At 61.3% G+C, this 3233-nt stretch carries 4 protein-coding genes; 2 read left to right on the top strand and 2 right to left on the bottom strand.

Translation table 11 applies throughout. The annotated features are described in order from the left end of the window. Positions 1-141: 141 nt before the first annotated feature. The gene (locus AB1207_RS24350; RefSeq protein WP_367641416.1) at positions 142-357 is read right to left on the bottom strand and encodes a response regulator transcription factor; all 216 of its coding nucleotides are present in this window, start codon (positions 355-357) and stop codon (positions 142-144) included. Between the two features lie 369 nt (positions 358-726). On the opposite strand from AB1207_RS24350, the gene AB1207_RS24345 reads away from it, so the two are divergent. After that, positions 727-2022, top strand: coding sequence for a NucA/NucB deoxyribonuclease domain-containing protein (locus AB1207_RS24345; protein WP_367641414.1), 1296 nt, complete (start codon positions 727-729; stop codon positions 2020-2022). Between the two features lie 147 nt (positions 2023-2169). Beyond that, complete coding sequence (locus AB1207_RS24340) at positions 2170-2457, top strand: hypothetical protein (RefSeq protein WP_367641412.1); 288 nt, start codon at positions 2170-2172, stop codon at positions 2455-2457. An 18-nt stretch (positions 2458-2475) separates the two neighbouring features. Here AB1207_RS24340 and AB1207_RS24335 read toward each other — a convergent pair whose 3' ends face one another. After that, a complete protein-coding gene (locus AB1207_RS24335; RefSeq protein ID WP_367641411.1) occupies positions 2476-2922 on the bottom strand; it encodes a hypothetical protein in 447 nt (148 codons plus the stop codon). Positions 2923-3233: the final 311 nt, after the last annotated feature.

Here is a 3233-nt window from a genome sequence, read left to right as displayed (position 1 = left end):
GGTCGGTAGCGCCGCACAGTCCACGATCGCCATCCTGGTTGCGTGCACCCTGAGCTGGACGCAGCGTTGGCGCCGTTGCTAGCGGACCTGCAGCCCTGCTTAGGGGCTCTCTGCGCTATGGCGGGGGCGCCAGCAGCTGCGCTATCTACCCGCTGGCTGTGAAGGGGTCGCGAGCGCTCCCATCTCGAGTGCTCGCCAGACCAGGTGGGCCCGGTTGTGGACGCTCCAACGCTGCATGAGCTCGGAGAGGCATCGACTTATCGCGCCGTCAGAATAGTGCAACCGAACTCCGATTTGATGGTTGGTCAGGCCATCCGCAACCAGTCTGAGCATGGCCTTCTCACGCTCTGTGATCATGATCCCCCCGGGTACCGATGCAGCGGCGCACATGTTGGCACAACCCGTGCCTCCGTGGGGGTTTTTTAGGTCAGATCGGCAAGTTCTCCTCGTAGGCATCGAGAGTTCTCAGCTGCGGCCCTGGTTCGGTCAACACTGCTTCGGACAGTCATCAAGATCAACTTCGAGAGGCCAGTAGACGGCTGGGAGGTCGCCACGGGCGGCTCCTTGTCCGCGCCGCACTCCCGCACCAGTCCACGCCTTGCAAGGAGACATATGCCCGAGCCCACTCGGCGACGCCCGGCCCAGCTCCTAGGGCGAAGCGCGTCTGCCCCCGCATACCGACTGACACCCTCCAGTGCCCCCGGTCGGGTCTTCATCATCATGGCCGTGCTCCTTGCCGTCCTGATGTCCATCACGCTCAGCGCCGGCACGGCGCGCGCAGATGACACCGACCCCTCGAGCGGCTTGAACCCAACCTCTGACGAGCAGCAGCAGGTCGCAGCACTCCGAGCCGACCCTGGCTTCCCCCAGGACGAAGCGGTGAAGGCCGGTGTCGTCCTGCTGTCGGGTAAGGCAGATGGCGACGCGCCCGTAATCCCGCGAGGAACCAGGTGTGTGAACGATCAGAGCGCGACCGAAGGTTCTTACTCCCTGTGCATGAACTCAGGCCAAGGGACGGATAAATACACCCCCGACGCAACACTGCAATCGACCTCGGCGCGAGCAGCTTGCGACAGGCTCCCTATCAATGGCGGGCCCTACAAGGACCGGTTCGTGCGTTGCGAGAACACCGACGTCGCCTTTGCGGTGCGCAGGAAGATCAATGGGGTCTGGACCGTTACGGGGACTCTGAAGGCGTTCATTCTGCGCTACGTCTATGCTGCCGCGGCCAGCGATTCTCCGCAGTGGATTGACGAGGTGCGGATCTACCCGTACTCGATCACGGGTGTAGACGGCAACAGTATCTTCCTCACCTCCACCCCTTACTGCCATGGCTTTTGTAAAAAGGTGGACAGCACTCGCAGTACGGCGGGCAAGCTGGTCCTGAATAGGTACACAACGGTCGACACCGCCTACGACACGACGAAACAGGCCAAGGGTGACGAAAGCTGGCTCGACTCGGCTTGGAACTTCACCTGGAGGAGCACCGCCGCACCGGAGGTCTACACCGATCAGTTGGCGATCGCGCAAGTCCGATGCGATAACAACACTCCCGGCCGTAAGCGTGGCTGCGTGACCTACGGCGCAACGGCCCAGATGAAATACGACTCGAGCAGCGGAATGCCGCTGATCACTAAGCACATTTCTGCGGCCATCGGGAGCAAGCTTTCGGCCTTCTTGAATCGAGACACGGACACCACGGCGCGTGATCGCCGGCGCGCGGAGGTGTGCCCCTCAAGCATCCGGGTGTCGGGTCTGAGCTGCGATGAGTACCCGTTCGCTTCGACGCAGCAGGGGGGTCGTAACGGTGTGGACGTTCGCACCTTCCCCAACATCTGCCCGAACACTCCTGGATCCACGACCGTGAGCGGGTCGACCGGCGCGAGCCGCTGCATGGTTCCCACCCGCCAGGAGGACATCAAGGGCGAGCAGGACATCCAGGGAACTTTCATGTCGAAGTTCTACGGAGGCAACCGTGTCATCAACGGCGACCGCTTTCTCGTGACGGCCGTACCCTTCTAGATGCCAGGTGTACTGGTGACGGCGCCAGCCGCGGTTCGCTGCGGCTGGCGCCGTCTCTGTCCCTCGCATGGGTCTGCCACACCCGGGGCACGACGGGTACAATCCGACTCGGTAGGCAGACGCATCCCGGTGAAAGGGGCGCCAAAGATGAGCCTGAAATCCCTTTGCCTCGTTGTGGGGCTGGCGACTGTGATGACGGTCGGGATGTCGGGAGCAACGGGTGAGCAATCAAGGGATGGAGTTCAGGTGAACCAAGAGCCTCTCACGCAGCAAGAAATTGCCGAGCTTGACGCGCTCCGCGCAGAACATGCCGTTGCCGCCGACGAAGATGCCAATGAGTCGGCGGCGAATCGGGCGCTCAACGTGCAGCAGGTGCAGGACCATAGTGCTGCAGTTCGGACCTTCTCTGTCGATGAGCAGGAAGGCCCGCAGTAAGACCAAGACCTGCGCTGGCTAGGAACTCGCAGCCCAGCGTGTAAAGGTGAGCTGAGTGCGCTTATGGCGGTAGAACTGGGAACCCCACTCTGAGTAAAGTTTGGCGACTCGCGTTATGGGCAGTGATCTGATCTTTAGATCATCGCCGTCTACGCCAAGCAATAGGTAGTAGAACGTCTCAGTTAATGCCCCGGCGCCTTTGTCTGCGCTACTGAAGGAATCTCCAATAGGATCGTGCTCGACACCCAGGGTATATCCTGTATTGGAGTAGATTTCTTCCAGGATAGCGTTTTCAACTCCATGCAAGTTGTAGATTGAACTCATTTCACCGCTTCGGGACAGCTGAGACCAGCCGATAAGCTCGCCCACCTTATGAAGATCCAGGTCGCTGACAACTCGCGCTCGAATCGGATCGCCCGGCAAAAGGAGCTTCGCCTCTTCCGACAGTTCACCAATCTTCTTCAAGTTGGCCTCCTCTCGGGCTTGGCCGATGCCATGGAACTCGTTACTAGGCAAGGGTCGTGATCTCCAGGTCTTGAAGGCTGCTGCCGAGGCAGTGCCGAGTGCGTGAGCGGTCCCACTGTCACCTGCGCTCTCATCGCTACGGTACCGACAGTGCTTGGTCGGAGATCGCGGCCTGCTGCTTCTGGCGAGCCGCGCGGCGATGTGAAGCAGCTTGGCAGGTCAGGCGGGCTCGAGCAGGCCGCAATGATCATCCGCTCCTCGCCATGACCGAGCGTCCCGCTCCTCGCCATGACCGAGCGTCCCGCTCCTCG

Source organism: Kineococcus endophyticus, from assembly GCF_040796495.1.
GTDB lineage: Bacteria > Actinomycetota > Actinomycetes > Actinomycetales > Kineococcaceae > Kineococcus > Kineococcus endophyticus.
Note: the sequence above shows the minus strand (reverse complement) of the source record. Positions and strands in the feature narration are given on the sequence as shown.

Bases quoted from the DNA above. Each gene is read 5' to 3' on its own strand.
- AB1207_RS24350 (WP_367641416.1), bottom strand. From the start codon at position 357: ATGATCACAGAGCGTGAGAAGGCCATGCTCAGACTGGTTGCGGATGGC.
- AB1207_RS24340 (WP_367641412.1), top strand. From the start codon at position 2,170: ATGAGCCTGAAATCCCTTTGCCTCGTTGTGGGGCTGGCGACTGTGATG.